This is a genomic window from Streptomyces sp. NBC_00019, assembly GCF_045041015.1.
Classification (GTDB): domain Bacteria; phylum Actinomycetota; class Actinomycetes; order Streptomycetales; family Streptomycetaceae; genus Streptomyces.
Map to the genome: position 1 here is coordinate 5,824,219 of NZ_CP108302.1, position 15,438 is coordinate 5,839,656.

Sequence of the window (15,438 nt, forward strand, 5' to 3'; positions counted from 1 at the left end):
GGGAGGTCTCCCTCCGGTAAGGCTCGAAATAGCCGGTGGGTACTCCGGGCGGCAGGAATGGCGGTAGTCGGGTTACCGTTCGAGTGGCCGTTGCGGGCTTTTCCCGTTTGACACGGGGGCGGGATGTACCGTCACACTCCGCAGCGTCACCATGACCCGACCCCGGGATGAAGGCGCCTGGGGAGGCCCCAAGCGTCGACCGGAGAGAAGAGCGAAGTTGTCCCCGACCAGCGAGACCGCAAAGGGCGGCCGCCGACTCGTCATCGTCGAGTCGCCTGCCAAGGCGAAGACGATCAAGGGCTATCTCGGCCCTGGTTACGTCGTCGAGGCGAGCGTCGGGCACATCCGCGACCTCCCCAACGGTGCCGCGGAGGTGCCGGAGCAGTACACCGGCGAGGTCCGCCGGCTCGGCGTGGACGTCGAGCACGACTTCGAGCCGATCTATGTCGTCAACGCCGACAAGAAGGCTCAGGTCAAGAAGCTCAAGGATCTGCTGAAGGACTCCGACGAGCTCTTCCTCGCCACCGATGAGGACCGCGAGGGCGAGGCCATCGCGTGGCACCTCCAGGAAGTGCTCAAGCCCAAGGTCCCGGTCAAGCGGATGGTCTTCCACGAGATCACCAAGGCCGCGATCCAGGCCGCCGTCGCCAACCCGCGCGAGCTCAACCAGAAGCTGGTCGACGCCCAGGAGACCCGCCGTATCCTCGACCGTCTCTACGGCTACGAGGTCTCGCCGGTCCTGTGGAAGAAGGTCATGCCCCGCCTGTCGGCGGGCCGTGTCCAGTCCGTAGCCACCCGGCTCGTGGTGGAGCGGGAGCGCGAGCGCATCGCGTTCCGGTCCGCCGAGTACTGGGACCTGACGGGCACCTTCGCGACCGGCCGCGCGGGGGACTCGAGCGACCCGTCGACCCTCGTCGCCCGCCTCCAGAGCGTCGACGGCAAGCGTGTCGCGCAAGGCCGTGACTTCGACTCCCTGGGACAGCTCAAGGGCGCCAACACCCTCCACCTCGACGAGGCCAACGCCCGCGCGCTGGCCGCCGCCCTGGATCAGACGCAGTTCGCCGTCCGGTCCGTCGAGTCCAAGCCCTACCGCCGCTCGCCGTACGCTCCGTTCCGTACGACGACGCTCCAGCAGGAGGCCTCGCGCAAGCTCGGCTTCGGGGCGAAGGCGACCATGCAGGTCGCGCAGAAGCTGTACGAGAACGGCTTCATCACCTATATGCGTACGGACTCCACGACGCTCAGCGAGACCGCTGTCACCGCGGCCCGTGCGCAGGTCACCCAGCTGTACGGCGCCGACTACCTGCCCTCGGCCCCGCGGACGTACGCCGGAAAGGTCAAGAACGCGCAGGAGGCGCACGAGGCGATCCGCCCCTCGGGTGATCGTTTCCGCACGCCTGCCGAGACCGGACTGACCGGCGATCAGTTCAAGCTCTACGAGCTGATCTGGAAGCGGACCGTCGCCTCGCAGATGAAGGACGCGGTCGGCAACTCCGTGACCGTGAAGATCGCCGGCACCGCCGCCGACGGCCGGGACGTCGAGTTCAGCGCCTCCGGCAAGACGATCACCTTCCACGGCTTCCTGAAGGCGTACGTCGAGGGCGCGGACGACCCGAACGCCGAGCTGGACGACCGCGAGCGCCGGCTGCCCCAGGTCAGCGAGGGCGACCGGCTCAGCGCCGAGGAGATCACGGTCGACGGGCACGCCACCAAGCCCCCGGCCCGCTACACCGAGGCCAGCCTGGTCAAGGAGCTCGAAGAGCGCGAGATCGGCCGTCCGTCGACGTACGCCTCGATCATCGGCACGATCCTCGACCGCGGCTATGTCTTCAAGAAGGGCACGGCACTCGTCCCGTCCTTCCTCTCCTTCGCCGTGGTCAACCTCCTGGAGAAGCACTTCGGGCGGCTCGTCGACTACGACTTCACCGCCAAGATGGAGGACGACCTCGACCGCATCGCGCGGGGCGAGGCCCAGTCCGTGCCGTGGCTGAAGCGGTTCTACTTCGGCGAGGGCACCCAGGGCGGTGCGGCCGTCGCCGGCAACGGTGACGGGGATCACCTCGGCGGTCTCAAGGAGCTCGTGACCGACCTGGGCGCGATCGACGCGCGCGAGGTGTCGTCGTTCCCGGTGGGCGACGGTATCGTGCTCCGGGTCGGCCGCTACGGCCCGTACATCGAGCGCGGCGAGAAGGACTCCGAGGGCCACCAGCGCGCGGACGTGCCGGAGGACCTCGCCCCGGACGAGCTGTCCATCGAGCTCGCGGAGGAGCTGCTCGCCAAGCCGAGCGGTGACTTCGAGCTCGGAGCCGACCCGGAGTCGGGCCACCAGATCATCGCGCGGGACGGCCGCTACGGCCCGTACGTCACCGAGGTGCTCCCCGAAGGCACCCCGAAGACCGGCAAGAACGCCGTGAAGCCGCGTACGGCCTCGCTGTTCAAGTCGATGACGCTGGACACGGTGACCCTCGCGGACGCCCTCAAGCTGATGTCGCTGCCGCGTGTCGTCGGCAAGGACGCCGAGGGCGTGGAGATCACCGCGCAGAACGGCCGCTACGGCCCGTACCTGAAGAAGGGCACGGACTCGCGGTCCCTCACCGCCGAGGACCAGCTCTTCACGATCACCCTCGAAGAGGCGCTGGCGATCTACGCCCAGCCCAAGCAGCGGGGCCGGGCAGCCGCCAAGCCGCCGCTGAAGGAGCTGGGCGCGGACCCGGTCAGCGAGAAGCCGGTCGTGGTCAAGGACGGCCGTTTCGGGCCGTATGTGACCGACGGGGAGACCAACGCGACCCTGCGCTCCGGCGACAGCGTCGAGGAGATCACCCCGGAGCGCGGCTTCGAGCTGCTCGCCGAGAAGCGTGCGAAGGCTCCCGCCAAGAAGACGGCGAAGAAGGCGCCCGCGAAGAAGGCCCCGGCCAAGAAGGCGACAGCCGCCAAGACCGCGGCCAAGAAGACGACCACGGCCGCCAAGAAGACGACGGCGAAGAAGACCACCACCAAGAAGGCGGCGGCTTCGAAGGCCGCGTCCGAAGACTGAGTTGCGCCGCGGACCTTCACCTCGGGTTCGCAAAACGAACGCCCCGGCATCGGTTTGGTGTCGGGGCGTGCGCACGTTCGGACGGGCGCCGCAGGCTGTCGGTGCTGCCCGATAGGCTGAAAGCATGACGCGAGCCGAGCAGCCAACGGCCCACCACCCGGCCCCCGACGACGCCCTTGCCGCGGACTCCCGCGAGCGCGCCGTCCGCGCCCTGTTGCGCCGACCGCAGCTCAGGAGGCTGTGGAGCGCGCAGCTGGTGGGGGGTGTCGGCGATGTACTCGCCCTCCTGGTGCTGGTCGTCCTGGCCCTCCAGGCGGCGATCGCCGAGGGCTCCTTCGGCGGCGGCTACCGGGGCGTGGCGTTCGCAGTGGCGACCGTCTTCGGGGTGCGCATTCTGGCCACGCTGCTCTTCGGGGCGGTGCTTCTCGGCCCGTTGACGTCGCTCACCTCGCCGGACGGGCCGCTCGACCGCCGCTGGACGATGGTCGGCGCGGACGCCGTGCGCACGCTGGCGCTGATCGTCGCGCCCCTGTGGATCGACTGGACGCCGGACAACGCGCTGGCGGTCCTCCTGGTGACCGCCTTCGTGACCGGAGTCGCCGAGCGCTTCTGGACGGTGTGCCGCGAGAGCGCGGCGCCCGCCCTGCTGCCGGCCCCGCCGCCGGAGGGCGCGACCGTACGGCCGCTGCCGGACCACATGGACGCGCTGCGCCGCCTGTCGCTGCGTACGGGCTTCGTGGCGATCCCGCTCGCCGCCGCCGCACTTGTCGCGGCCTCGCTGGTCAACAACCTTCTGGGCGCCGGGATCGACTGGTTCGCCCAGCACCAGGCGGCCCTCGCCTCGTATGTCGCGGCCGGTCTGTTCGCCGCGTCCCTGTCCGTGCTGACCTTCCTGGAACTGCCCGACACCCGCACTCCACGCGCGCGTTCCCCGCTGGAGGGCATGCGCCGCCCCAAGACGGGCAGCGGCGTCGACAAGGGCCGCACCGGCGTGCTTCCGCTCCTGGTGCTGGCCTCCGCGGCCGTCGCCGGGGCGGTCGCCGCCGCCGTCGCCGTGGCCGTGCTGCACGCCAAGGACCTGGGCGGCGGCCCGGTGACATACGGCCTGCTGGTCCTGGCGCTGACCGGCGGGGTCGTCGTCGGCATCCGTACGGCGCCCAAGGTGCTGGTCTCGCTCTCGCGGCGCCGACTGCTCGCGCTGGCGATCGCCTTCACCGGCGTCGCGCTGCTGGCCGCCGGCCTCGTCCCGGACGTCACCACCGTCATCCTGATCGTCGCGCTGGCCGGTGCCGGCGCTGGCGTGGCCGCCAACACCGGGCACACGCTCCTCGACCAGGAGGCCGAGGACTACCGGCGCGGCCGCACGACCGAGCATCTGCACGCGGTCGTACGGGTCTTCGTCGCGCTCGGCGCGGTGATCGCCCCGCTGGTGGCCGCGCTGATCGGGCCGCACCGGCTGGAGAGCGGCAAGTTCGTGTTCGCGCACGGCGGCGCCGCGTTCACGCTGATGCTGATCGGCGCACTGCTGCTGCCGGTGGCCGCGCTGGTGCTCGCCAAGGTCGACGACCGTTCCGGTGTGCCGCTGCGGCACGATCTGCGGGACGCGCTGCTGGGCGGCGACGACCCGGTGACGGCGCCTGCGTCCTCCGGTTTCTTCATCGCCCTGGAGGGCGGCGACGGGGCCGGCAAGTCCACCCAGGCCGAGGCGCTCGCCGAGTGGATAAGGGCCAAGGGCCACGAGGTCGTGGTGACGCGCGAGCCGGGGGCGACGCCGGTCGGCAAGCGGCTGCGGTCGATCCTGCTCGACGTGTCCAGCGCCGGGCTCTCGCACCGCGCGGAGGCGCTGCTGTACGCGGCCGACCGCGCGGAGCACGTGGACACCGTGGTGCGGCCCGCGCTGGAGCGGGGCGCGGTCGTGATCTCGGACCGGTACGTCGACTCGTCCGTCGCCTACCAGGGGGCGGGCCGGGACCTGTCGCCGACGGAGATCGCCCGCATCAACCGCTGGGCGACCAACGGACTGGTGCCCAACCTGACCGTGCTCCTCGACGTGTCCCCGGAGATCGCCCGCGAGCGGTTCACCGAGGCCCCGGACCGGCTGGAGTCGGAGCCGGCGGAGTTCCACGCGCGCGTGCGGTCCGGGTTCCTGACGCTGGCCGCCGCCGACCCCGGGCGCTATCTCGTCGTCGACGCGGGCCAGGAGCCCGAGGCCGTCACGACCGTCGTGCGCCACCGGCTCGACCAGCTCCTGCCGCTCTCCGAGCAGGAGATCCGCGAGCAGGAGGAGGCCCGGCGCAAGGCCGAGGAGGAAGCGCGCCGCAAGGCCGAGGAAGAGGCCGCGCGCAAGGCCGAGGAGGAGCGCCTGGAGCGCGAGCGCCAGGAGCAGCTGGAGCGGCTGCGCGCCGAGGAGGAGGAGCGCAAGCGGCGCGAGCTGGAGGAGGCGCAGCGCCGCGAGGCCGAACGGCAGGCGGAGGAGGCCCGGCTGCGGGCCGAGGAAGCGCGCAAGCGTGCCGAGGAGGAGCGGGTTCGGCTCCTCGCCGAGGAGAAGGCGCGGGCCGAGGAGGAAGCGCGGCGCAAGATCGAGGAGGACCGGCGTCGCAAGCAGGCCGAGGAAGAGGCGCGGCTGCGGGCCGAGGCCGAGGCGCGGCGTGTGGAGAAGCAGCGCAAGGCCGAGGAGGCGCTGCTGCGGGCCGAGGAGGCGCGACGGCTCGCCGAGCAGGCCGCGGCCGCCGCGGAGGCGGGGCCGAAGAAGCCGGCACCGCCGGCGGCCGCCCCTCCCGAGGCGGCGACCGTGCCCACGCCGGTGGTGACGCCGACGAACGCGTCGGGCGGGCCGGTGGAGGAGACGGCCGTGCTGCGGCCGGTGCGGGACGAGAAGGCCGAAGGGGCAGCCGACAACGAGGTGACGGCCGAGCTGCCCAAGCCGCCGGCCGGGGCCGCGGACGGGACGGCTGTGCTGCCTCCCGTCGTGCCGGGTGCGGCCGACGAGACGGCTGTGCTGCCGCCGGTGGTGCCGGGTGCCGCGGACGAGACCGCCGTGCTGCCGCCGGTGCCGGGTGAGACTGCTGCGGACCGGGTGCCGCCGGGGTACTTCCGGGAGGACCAGGCGGGCCCGGACGGGACCGAGGACCGCACGCGGGAAATGCCCCAGGTCGACGAGACGGGGGCGCCGCGGCGGCGGGCCCGGTCGGACTGGGCCGAGGAGACACCGCTGGACGACCTGCCGTCGCTGGCGGACGAGCTGCTGGGCCCGCGTGACGGTGATGACTTCGGTGACGAGCGTGGGCGCCGGGGTCGGGGACGCCGGGGCTGAGGCAGGTCCCTCGGGCCCCTGACGGACCCCTGTTGTCAGTGCCGCCCCGCACAATGGACCCAGCACCCCCGACCGTGACGAAAGGGCGGCACCACCCATGACCGTCTGGGACGACCTCGTCGGCCAGGAGAAGGTGAGCGAGCAGCTCGGAGCCGCCGCTCGGGACGCCGACGCGCTTGTCACCGCGGCCACCACCGGCACCCCGCCGCCGGAGGCGTCGAAGATGACGCACGCCTGGTTGTTCACGGGTCCGCCCGGCGCCGGCCGGACGCAGACCGCACGGGCCTTCGCCGCCGCGCTGCAGTGCGTGAGCCCCGACCGCGCGCTCGGCGGGATCCCCGGGTGCGGGTTCTGCGACGGATGTCATACGGCACTCATCGGCACGCACGCGGACGTCACCACCGTCGCCGCCGTCGGCACGCAGATCCTCGCCGACGACATGCGGGACACCGTCCGCAAGTCGTACACCTCTCCGGCGACCGGCCGCTGGCAGGTGATCCTCGTCGAGGACGCCGAGCGGCTGAACGAGAAGTCGGCCAACGCGGTGCTGAAGGCCGTCGAGGAGCCCGCCCCCCGCACCGTCTGGCTGCTGTGCGCCCCGTCCGTCGAGGACGTCCTGCCCACCATCCGCTCCCGCTGCCGGCACCTCAATCTGCGGACACCCTCCGTCGACGCGGTCGCCGACCTTCTCGTACGACGGGAAGGCATCGAGCCCGCCGTGGCCGCGGCCGTCGCACGGGCCACGCAGGGGCATGTCGACCGGGCCCGGCGCCTGGCCACCGACCCCGCCGCGCGCGAGCGCAGGGCCGCCGTCCTCAAACTGCCGCTGCGCGTCGAGGACATCGGCGGCTGCCTCAGGGCCGCCCAGGAGCTCGTGGACGCGGCCGCCGAGGACGCCAAGGCGCTCGCCGAGGAGATGGACGGCAAGGAGACCGAGGAGCTGAAGACGGCCATGGGCGCGTCCCAGGGCGGTCGGATGCCACGCGGTACGGCGGGGGTGATGAAGGACCTGGAGGACAAGCAGAAGCGGCGCCGGACCCGTACCCAGCGCGACAGCCTCGACCTCGCCCTGACCGACCTCACCGGGTTCTACCGCGACGTCCTCGCCCTCCAGCTCGGCTCCCGGGTGGCGATCGCCAATGAGGACGCCCAGGACGCTCTGGAGCGCCTGGCCCGCGGCAACTCCCCGGAATCGACGCTGCGTCGCATCGAGGCGATCGCCGCCTGCCGGGACGCCCTCGACCGCAATGTGGCGCCGCTGCTCGCCGTGGAGGCGATGACGATGGCACTCAGAGCGGGCTGAGGCACCGACCCGCGGTACTTTCCACGATCAACAGGATGTTGACCAGGTACCTCGTACGAGCCGCAACATGTACGGAAGGCAATCGAGAGGCTGCGCAGAGTTACTCTCGGCTGATGCACATCAGGCACAGTCCCCGCCCGGCACACCCGATCGCCCCGCCGCGTCACCGGCGTTCGCGCACCGGCGGTGCCCTTCTCGCCGTCGCCGCGCTGGTCGTGTCTGCCTGCTCCGCGGGGAGCGGGTCCGCCGGCTCGGCCGCGGAGGCGGCGGCGCTGGCCGCGCTGCCGAAGGCCACGCCGGCCGCTCTCTCGCCGTACTACGGACAGAAGTTGAGCTGGCGCAGCTGCGGGGTGCCCGGTTTCGAGTGCGCCACGATGAAGGCACCGCTCGACTACGACAAGCCGGACGACGGTGACGTCCGCCTCGCCGTCGCCCGCAAGAAGGCGACCGGCTCCGCCAAGGCGCTCGGCTCGCTGCTGGTGAACCCGGGCGGGCCGGGCGGCTCGGCGATCGGCTACCTCCAGGCCTACGCCGGGATCGGCTACCCCGCCGAGGTCCGTGCCCGGTACGACATGGTCGCGGTCGACCCGCGCGGCGTCGCCCGCAGCGAGCCCGTCGAGTGCCTGGACGGGCGCGACATGGACGCGTACACGCAGACCGACACGACACCCGACGACGAGGAGGAGACCGAGGAACTCGTCGCCGCGTTCCAGAACTTCGCAGAGGGGTGCGGTGCCGACTCGCCCGAGCTGTTGCGCCATGTGTCCACCGTCGAGGCGGCGCGGGACATGGACATCCTGCGGGCCGCGCTGGGCGACGAGAGGCTGACGTACGTCGGGGCGTCGTACGGAACGTTCCTCGGGGCGACGTACGCGGGCCTCTTCCCCGACCGGGTCGGCCGGCTGGTCCTGGACGGCGCGATGGACCCGTCCCTGCCCGCGCGGCGTACGAGCCTCGACCAGACGGCGGGGTTCGAGACGGCGTTCCAGTCGTTCGCGCGGGACTGTGTGCAGCAGTCGGACTGTCCGCTGGGCACGAAGGCGGGCGAGGTCGGCACCAACCTCAAGGCGTTCTTCGAGAAGCTCGACGCCCGGCCGATCCCCACGGGCGACGTGGACGGCCGCAAGCTCGGCGAGTCCCTCGCCACCACCGGGGTCATCGCGGCGATGTACGACGAGGGCGCCTGGGCGCAGCTGCGCGAGGCGCTGACCTCGGCGATGAAGGAGAACGACGGCGCGGGGCTGCTGGTCCTCTCCGACAGCTACTACGAGCGGGACGCCGATGCCCGCTACTCGAACCTGATGTTCGCCAACGCGGCGGTGAACTGCCTGGACCTCCCCGCGGCGTTCAGCTCACCGGACCAGGTGCGGGACGCGTTGCCGGAGTTCGAGAAGGCCTCCCCCGTCTTCGGTGAGGGCCTGGCCTGGGCCTCGCTGAACTGCACGTACTGGCCGGTGCGGGCGACGGGTGAGCCGCATCGCATCACCGCGAAGGGCGCCGCCCCGATCGTGGTCGTCGGCACCACCCGCGACCCGGCCACCCCCTACCGCTGGGCCCGCGCCCTGGCCGCCCAGCTCACTTCCTCCCGCCTCCTCACCTACGAGGGCGACGGTCACACCGCCTACGGCCGCGGCAGCGTCTGCATCGACTCCACCATCGACGCGTACCTCCTCCGGGGGACCCCGCCGACGAGGGGGAAGCGCTGCTCGTAGCTGCCTCGACCGGCCCCGGAACGCACCCCTCTGTGGCCGGTGCGGAGCACCCTCCGAAACTGTGTAGACTTACCGGCGTTGCTGATCGCACCATAGTGCGGACGGCGCGCCGCCTTAGCTCAGATGGCCAGAGCAACGCACTCGTAATGCGTAGGTCTCGGGTTCGAATCCCGAAGGCGGCTCTACGGCAAACCGCAGGTCAGGCTTCTGACCTGCGGTTTCTTGTTTCTGTTGACCTTGGAACCTGAACCAATCGGACACATGCAGTCTACGCATCGCAATGCGTAGGTCCAAGGTGCAGTTTCTGTAGTGATACCTAGGTCATGGACCTCTGAGCTGGGCCTTTGCGGTAATGAGGGCATTAGCTGACGTACCATCAAGGACCAGGTGTGGCCAATGTGCGGCCACGAGTGCAGCCACAGTGCTGGGACGGCCATCAGGGGCCGCATTTCTGGGCTCAGCGCTGACCGATGCCTTGTACGTATTCCACAACGAGACCAATGAGCCTGAGCGGGGACTGGTCCGACGCTGTGGGCCGTCGCCCGCCGGGGGCGCTGGCCCGTCCGCGCTAGCGGGCGAGGGCGTGTGCCTCGTCGAGCAGTTCCCGCAGTGTCGAGGTGGTTGGTGCGACGGCGGTGGCGAGCAGTGCCGGACCGCCTGCCAGCGGTGCGAGGACGGCGCACCCGTCCTTGGTGCCTTCGCCGAGGAGTACGGGGTCTCGTCGGACGTTGAGGCGCGGGTCCACGATCAGGAGCTGGCCGACGGCGCGGTGCCTGTTCAGGACGGCCGGGCCGTCCCAGCCGGGTTCTGGCGCCCCGTAGGCCGTGTGCTGGTCGAGCAGGGGGCGCCCGGCACGGTGGACCAGGATCCGGCTGACGAGGTGGCCTGGTTCCTCGTCAGCCCGGCCCAGGAGCTGCTCTTCTCGCAGTACCAACCGTGAGGTGGCGGCGAGTTCGACAGTGTACGTCTGGCGCAGGTTGCTGCCGGCGGCGCTGATCAGGGGCTGCGGCAGCCAGCGCAGACGGGCGTGTTCCCCGGCGGTGAGCCGCACGTCGTAGGTGGCCGCTTCGGTGGTGGGGCCGCGCAGGGCGAGCATGGCGGCAGCCGTGATGATCTCCAGATCGGCCCGGTCCTCGGCGGTGATGTCGAGGGTGAGCCGGTCGCCGCCGAGCGGGGCGCTCATCGCGCCGATGATGCCCACCCTGGCGGCGTTGCCGTCAGTGCGCATGCGCCGCAGATGGAAGGGGCCGTCGCTGCGCAACTGCGGGAGGGTGGTGACGCGTCCGTTGTGCGCGGCGCGGATCCGGGCCGTGGCGCGTACGCCGTCGGGGTGTCCGGCGATCTCCTGGGCGCCGGCTGGGGGAACGTCGCGGTCGGACGTGGCTCGGGCGGCAGCGAGTTGGGGGGAGGGGCTCATGCAGCTGCCCCGGCGCGCCACTGGGCGAGGTGGCCGGTGACCCAGTCGGCGACTTCGCGGATGCCGTCGTCGGAGGTGAGGCTGGTGAAGATGACGGGAAGGTCGCCGCGCTGTCGTTTCGCGTCGCTGGCCATGGTGTTCAGGTCGGCGCCGACGTGCGGGGCGAGGTCGGTCTTGTTGATGACGAGGAGGTCGGCGGTGGTGATGCCGGGGCCGCCCTTGCGGGGGATGTCGTCGCCGCTGGCTACGTCGATGACGAAGATCTGTACGTCGACGAGGCCCTTGGAGAAGGTGGCGGTCAGGTTGTCGCCGCCGGACTCGACGAGCACGAGGTCGAGGGGGTGGAGGGTCTCTTCCAGGTGCTCGACGGCTTCCAGGTTCGCGGAGATGTCGTCGCGGATCGCGGTGTGCGGGCAGGCGCCGGTCTCGACGGCGGTGATGCGCTCGGGCGGCAGGACGGCCTCGCGCAGCAGGTACTCGGCGTCCTCGCGGGTGTAGATGTCGTTGGTGACAGCGGCGATGCACCAGCGGTCGCGCAGGGTGCGGCAGAGCGCGGCGACGGTCGCGGTCTTGCCGGAGCCGACGGGACCGCCCAAGCCGATGCGCAGAGCGCGGCGGCTGCCGTCAGGACGGAGTGGCTCGGCGCTGTGCGTGTACCGCTGCGGAAAGGTCCCAGAGTGGTCGAGGTGCATGTCAACTCCGTTTTGCAGTGGCGGGTTCGGGGTTCAGGAGGCGAAGAGGCGGACGGTCCAGGCGGCGTGCTGCTCCCCGGTGATGTCCAGCAGGGGTGCGGAGGCCGACGGCAGGGCGTCCAGGCCCTCGGTCATGGCGCGGGTCGCAGCGTCGGCCGCGGCTTGTGCCACGTAGTCGGTCTCGGGGCCGAGGCGGGCCAGCAGCCCCGAGGCGTCGAGCGGGTCGAGGCTCAGCAGGCGCACCGCTGCGGTGGCCGGGCCGCCGATGCTCTCGTACGCGGCGGCATGGGCGGCGTCCGCCGGGACGAGCCCGGCGGCGCGGGCGGTGAGGCCCAGAACGATGGGCTGGTGGGCACCCTGGGGACGTGCGGCGGCCAGGTGTTCGAGTTCGGCGGAGGGGAAGGTGGCACGGGCGGCGCGCATCATCTGCCGGCCGAGCCTGCGGGCGACGGCACGTAGTGCGGGGGCGGGGGTGCGCGCGTCGGCGGCGTCGTCGAGCAGCAGCGGGTCATGTCCGGCGGCGGCTGCGGCGGTCAGCCCGGCCGTGGTCAGACCGGTGGTGTGCAGACGGCCGCGGCAGAACGCCTCCAGGCTGTTGGTGTCGTGTACGGCTTTGTGGGCGATGGCGGCCTCGACGCCGCCGGAGTGGGCGTACCCACCGGCGGGGAAGCGGCCGTCGGCCAGCAGGAGCAGGGCTGCGCGGCTCATGGGCGAGCGGCTGCCTTTCAGGGGGCGGATGGTGACGCGGTGGACCAGGCGGGCGCATCAGCCCGCCCCGGGGCCCGGCCGTGGCCGCGGGCCGGCGGCCGGGCAGGGGTCGGATCAGAAGAGGAAGTACCGCTGTGCCAGGGGGACTTCGGTGACGTAGGAGCGCGGTACGGTCGCACCGTTGAGTTCGGTGCGGGCGTCGCTCGTCGTCGCGCCGCCGATGGTGACCTCGAAGCTGTTGTGGTCGACTTCGAGGCTCTTGGGCACTGTGTCGTTCAGCTTCATGTCGCTCTTCTTGACGCCCCTGGTGTCCGCGATCTCGACGAACTTCTTGTTGAGTCCGAGCCCCTGCGTCTTTGCGTCTGTGACCTTGTTGCTGCTGTCCTGGGTGATGACGAACCGGGTGTTCAGCCTGTCGGCCACGCCGGGGGCAGCGAAGTTCACCGAGTTGCTCCCTGGGGAGCGGCCGGTGGAGCCCCACACCGGCCGCGGCAGGTAGGGCTGTGGCGTTGTGATGGAGGCGTTGGCGTCGCCGACCTGGGCGTAGGCGAGCTGGCCGCCCTTGAGGACCATGTGCGTCTTGACGCCGAAGAACTTCGGCTCCCACAGCACCAGGTCTGCCAGCTTCTCCGGCTCCACGGAACCGACGTATGTGTCGATGCCGTGGGTGATCGCCGGGTTGACCGTGTACTTGGCGACGTACCGGCGCGCCCGGTAGTTGTCGTTCGGCTTCAGCCTGTCCTCATTGTAGGAGTGGTCCTTTTTGTCATCCTTGACCGTGCGGACTTTCGCGCTCTGCAGGTCTTCGGGCAGCGGGCCATAGCGGCACTTCATGACGTGCGCGGTCTGCCAGGTCCGCATGATCATCTCGCCGATGCGCCCCATTGCCTGAGCGTCCGAGGACATCATCGAGATGGCGCCCATGTCGTGGAGGAGGTCCTCCGCCGCCATGGTGGACGGGCGGATACGGGAGTCTGCGAAGGCCATGTCCGCCGGAATGTCCGGGTTGAGGTGGTGGCAGACGACCATCATGTCGACGTGCTCCTTGACGGTGTTCACCGTGAAGGGCCGGGTGGGGTTGGTCGAGGCGGGCAGGACGTTCGGTTCCTTGACCAGCTCGATCATGTCTGGGGCGTGGCCTCCTCCGGCGCCCTCGACATGGAAGATGTGGATGGAACGCTTGTTGATGGCCTTCTTGGTGTCCTCCAGGAAACCGGACTCGTTGAGCGAGTCGGCGTGCAGGGCGAGCTGGACCTTGCGGTCCTCGCAGACCTTCAACGCCATGTCGATCACTGCGGGGGTGGCGCCCCAGTCTTCGTGAATCTTGAGGCCGATGACTCCGGCGTCCACCTGCTCGTTGAGAGCCTTTTTGTTCATCGTGCTGCCCTTTCCGAGCAGGCCGATGTTGACCGGGTACTCGTCCAGGGCCTCGAAGACTCGGGTGATGTGCCACTCGCCGGGGGTCACGGTGGTGGCCGTGCTGCCCTCGGCAGGGCCGGTGCCACCGCCGATGAGAGTGGTTACGCCCGAGGCCAGGGCCTCGTGGATCTCCTCGGGGCAGATGAAGTGAACGTGGGTGTCCACACCGCCCGCGGTGAGGATCCGGCCGTTGCCGGAGATGACCTCGGTGCTCGGGCCGACCACGAAGTTCGACGGCGTCACCGGTAGCTGCTCGCCCGTCTGTTCACGGGCGGGCTTTTCGAAGTTGGCGATCGGGTCCATCGTCTCGGGGTTGTACGCCTTGCCGATGGCATGAATCTCGCCGTCCCTGATGCCGACGTCGGCCTTGACGACACCCCACCAGTCGAGGATCAGCGCCCCAGTGATGACCGTGTCCACGGGACGGCGATCCGTGTTGCCGCCCCCGTCCCTCGGGATGTGGGACATGCCCATCGACTCTCGGATCACCTTCCCGCCGCCGAAGATCATCTCGTTGCCGCTGTATTCCGGTCCGCCGCTCCAGTCGGCTTCGATCTCGACGGTGAGATCGGTGTCGGCGAGGCGGACACGGTCCTTGGTGGTGGGCCCGTACAGAGCGGTGTAGTCCGCCCGTTTCAGCAAGTTGCTCTGACGCTGCTGGCCCGTCTGCTCCGGCTGGCTGCTCATCGGACGATCCCCTTGCGCAGTCCCTGGATCTTGCGGGTGTCGTTCTTGGCGTCTCCTTCGATCTTCACCAGCTCAACGCAACACTCGTCTCCTGGTTCGAACCGAACGGACGTGCCCGCGGCGATGTTGAGCCGTCGCCCCTTCGCCTCAGCGCACGTCCATAGCTCGTCATAGGTCACGCCCCCGCCGGAGGGGTTCACGACCACCTTGAGGCCGGGGTTGACCTCCGCGAAGTGGTAGTGGGAGCCGACCTGGACGGGACGGTCCGACGTGTTCCTGACCTTGATCGTCGTCTTGTCGCCCTGCAGGAGCTTGTTGAACGCGATTGCCTCGTGCCAGGACGTGGCGTCCTCGCAGGCATTGCAACAGGCGGACGAGGCGGTGTCGTCGCAGTCGACCGGGCACTCCGGCCTGCGCGCCGGCTGGGGGTGCTCGACCTTGCCCGGGTAGACCTCGGGTTCCTCCGTGGCCTCCGGGATGGGGTCGTGGATCGTGACCAGCTTGGTGCCGTCCGGGAAGGTCGCCTCCACCTGGACGTTTTTGATCATCTCCGGGACGCCGTCCATCACGTCGTCACGGGTGAGCACCTGTCGGCCCGAGTCCATGATGTCGCTGACCGTCTTACCGTCGCGCGCCGCCTCGAAGACGTGAACGGACAGCAGGGCCATCGTCTCGGGGTAGTTCAGAAGCAGCCCTCGGTCGCGGCGCTTTCCTGCCACGTCGGCCGCCACGTGGATCAGTAAGCGCTCCTGCTCATGCGGAGTCAGATGCACGATGACTCGTCTCTGTTGGTCGGATGATGCGTGCCGCCGGGCCTGCCAAGGTCACGGACAACGCTCCCCGGATGGCGTCAGGCGCTCTCCGATCTTCAGCGAGGAAGAACGGCGAAACGCCCAAAGAGCGGCTTATCTACACCATCCGGTGAATCCGTGGAGCGCACTGTTTTTCACCCCGCCCTGTCGGGCACAGGGAGCCCGTTTCCGAAACCGTGGACGAATTCCGTGAGTCGCGTAGCCGCTTGATACTTCGTTGATCAGTCCTCGTCCTCACCGGCTTCCGTACCGACCGCCTGTCTCGGCGATGGTCGAACTCAACTGTCTCCGACGCCCTGTGGGCCCCGTGGGGAGAGAGCGCTGCACCTTGTCGGCGTGCG

9 protein-coding genes, 1 tRNA gene and 1 pseudogene are annotated in these 15,438 nt (G+C 70.4%); 5 read left to right on the forward strand and 6 right to left on the reverse strand.

The window, feature by feature from the left end; genetic code table 11:
- Window positions 1-217: 217 nt before the first annotated feature.
- The 5 genes from topA (at window position 218) to OHU89_RS27565 (ending at window position 9,544) form a co-directional block, all read left to right on the forward strand.
- Entirely contained in the window at window positions 218-3,034 is a 2,817-nt protein-coding gene (gene topA / locus OHU89_RS27545; RefSeq protein ID WP_405646698.1) for a type I DNA topoisomerase, read from the forward strand.
- A 124-nt stretch (window positions 3,035-3,158) separates the two neighbouring features.
- Window positions 3,159-6,347 carry a dTMP kinase gene (tmk, locus tag OHU89_RS27550; protein WP_405646700.1) on the forward strand — a complete coding sequence of 1,063 codons (3,189 nt, stop codon included), beginning with the start codon at window positions 3,159-3,161 and terminating at the stop codon, window positions 6,345-6,347.
- A gap of 97 nt (window positions 6,348-6,444) precedes the next feature.
- Entirely contained in the window at window positions 6,445-7,650 is a 1,206-nt protein-coding gene (locus OHU89_RS27555; protein ID WP_267015272.1) for a DNA polymerase III subunit delta', read from the forward strand.
- Between the two features lie 113 nt (window positions 7,651-7,763).
- The gene (locus OHU89_RS27560; protein WP_405646702.1) at window positions 7,764-9,362 is read left to right on the forward strand and encodes an alpha/beta hydrolase; all 1,599 of its coding nucleotides are present in this window, start codon (window positions 7,764-7,766) and stop codon (window positions 9,360-9,362) included.
- A 108-nt stretch (window positions 9,363-9,470) separates the two neighbouring features.
- Window positions 9,471-9,544, forward strand: a tRNA-Thr gene (locus OHU89_RS27565).
- Window positions 9,545-9,930: 386 nt separating this feature from the next.
- Here OHU89_RS27565 and OHU89_RS27570 read toward each other — a convergent pair.
- The 6 genes and pseudogenes from OHU89_RS27570 to OHU89_RS27595 form a co-directional block, all read right to left on the reverse strand.
- Complete coding sequence (locus OHU89_RS27570) at window positions 9,931-10,779, reverse strand: urease accessory protein UreD (RefSeq protein ID WP_405646704.1); 849 nt, start codon at window positions 10,777-10,779, stop codon at window positions 9,931-9,933.
- Entirely contained in the window at window positions 10,776-11,471 is a 696-nt protein-coding gene (ureG, locus tag OHU89_RS27575; protein WP_405646706.1) for an urease accessory protein UreG, read from the reverse strand. The genes OHU89_RS27570 and ureG overlap by 4 nt, the downstream gene beginning before the upstream one ends.
- A gap of 33 nt (window positions 11,472-11,504) precedes the next feature.
- Window positions 11,505-12,179, reverse strand: coding sequence for an urease accessory protein UreF (locus OHU89_RS27580; RefSeq protein ID WP_405646708.1), 675 nt, complete (start codon window positions 12,177-12,179; stop codon window positions 11,505-11,507).
- 114 nt (window positions 12,180-12,293) lie between these two features.
- Entirely contained in the window at window positions 12,294-14,285 is a 1,992-nt protein-coding gene (gene ureC, locus OHU89_RS27585; protein WP_405646710.1) for an urease subunit alpha, read from the reverse strand.
- Window positions 14,282-14,785 carry an urease subunit beta gene (locus tag OHU89_RS27590; protein ID WP_405654674.1) on the reverse strand — a complete coding sequence of 168 codons (504 nt, stop codon included), beginning with the start codon at window positions 14,783-14,785 and terminating at the stop codon, window positions 14,282-14,284. Before OHU89_RS27590 ends, ureC begins: the two co-directional genes overlap by 4 nt.
- Window positions 14,762-15,058 (reverse strand): annotated as a pseudogene (locus OHU89_RS27595) (urease subunit gamma); the annotation flags it as partial. The pseudogene OHU89_RS27595 and the gene OHU89_RS27590, both read right to left, overlap by 24 nt.
- Between the last annotated feature and the right edge of the window lie 380 nt (window positions 15,059-15,438).

Excerpts from the sequence above, each read along its gene's own strand:
- tmk (WP_405646700.1), top strand. The coding sequence starts at position 3,159 with ATGACGCGAGCCGAGCAGCCAACGGCCCACCACCCGGCCCCCGACGAC.
- OHU89_RS27555 (WP_267015272.1), top strand. The coding sequence starts at position 6,445 with ATGACCGTCTGGGACGACCTCGTCGGCCAGGAGAAGGTGAGCGAGCAG.
- OHU89_RS27560 (WP_405646702.1), top strand. The coding sequence starts at position 7,764 with ATGCACATCAGGCACAGTCCCCGCCCGGCACACCCGATCGCCCCGCCG.
- OHU89_RS27570 (WP_405646704.1), bottom strand. The coding sequence starts at position 10,779 with ATGAGCCCCTCCCCCCAACTCGCTGCCGCCCGAGCCACGTCCGACCGC.
- ureG (WP_405646706.1), bottom strand. The coding sequence starts at position 11,471 with ATGCACCTCGACCACTCTGGGACCTTTCCGCAGCGGTACACGCACAGC.
- OHU89_RS27580 (WP_405646708.1), bottom strand. The coding sequence starts at position 12,179 with ATGAGCCGCGCAGCCCTGCTCCTGCTGGCCGACGGCCGCTTCCCCGCC.
- ureC (WP_405646710.1), bottom strand. The coding sequence starts at position 14,285 with ATGAGCAGCCAGCCGGAGCAGACGGGCCAGCAGCGTCAGAGCAACTTG.